General features: G+C 74.2%; 1 protein-coding gene. It reads left to right on the top strand.

Annotation, left to right across the window (positions count from 1 at the left end; translation table 11 throughout):
• Positions 1 to 744, top strand: a 744-nt coding sequence (locus DW309_RS02615; protein ID WP_136044478.1) for a dihydrodipicolinate synthase family protein, incomplete at its 5' end; no start/stop codon positions are given.
• Positions 745 to 846 lie beyond the last annotated feature (102 nt).

Raw genomic sequence — 846 nt, 5'->3', positions numbered from 1 at the left:
GAGGCCGAGCTCGCGCGCGGGCTGGGGTACGACGCCGTGCTGGTGAGTCCCCGCGTCGCGGGCGCCGACGAGCGTGCCCTGCTCGAACGCGCCCGCGCCGTCGGCGAGGTGCTGCCCGTGGTGGGCTTCTACCTGCAGACCGCGATCGGCGGGCCCGTGCTCGGCCGTGACTTCTGGCGCGAGTTCGCGTCGATCCCCTCCGTGGTCGCGGTGAAGGCCGCGCCGTTCGACCGCTACCGCACGCTGGAGCTGGTGCGCGGGGTGGCGGCGTCCGGTCGCGCCGACGACATCGCCCTGTACACCGGAAACGACGACGCGATCGTGGCCGACCTGCTGTCGGAGTTCCACGTGGACTCGCCGTCCGGCCCGCGCACGCTGCGCTTCGTCGGTGGTCTGCTCGGCCAGTGGGCCGTGGGCACGCAGGCGGCCGTCGCGCTGCTGGAGCGGGCGCGGCAGGCGATGGACGGCGACGCCGGGGCTTACCGCGAGCTGGGGCTGCTGGCCTCCGACATGGTCGATGTGAACCAGGCGGTGTTCGACCCGGGCAACGACTTCCACGGCGTGATCGCGGGTGTGCACGAGATGCTGCGCCAGCAGGGCCTGCTCGAGGGAACGTGGTGCCTCGATCCGGCCGAGGGGCTCTCGCCAGGGCAGGCGGAGGAGATCGCCCGGGTGCGCCGCGCCTACCCGGCTTTGAACGACGACGCGTTCATCGCCGCGCACCTCGAGGACTGGCTGCGATGAGCGCCGCGGCGCCCGCGGTCGTCGTGGCGGCGGTTCCGGAGGCGCTGTCGGCGGCGTTCTTCGCGCCCGCCGACCTCGAGCGCCTGCACCGTGCCGCGGCCG

The sequence above is a fragment of the Microbacterium sp. K41 genome, assembly GCF_004794395.1.
Lineage (GTDB): Bacteria > Actinomycetota > Actinomycetes > Actinomycetales > Microbacteriaceae > Microbacterium > Microbacterium sufflavum.
Note: the sequence above shows the minus strand (reverse complement) of the source record. Positions and strands in the feature narration are given on the sequence as shown.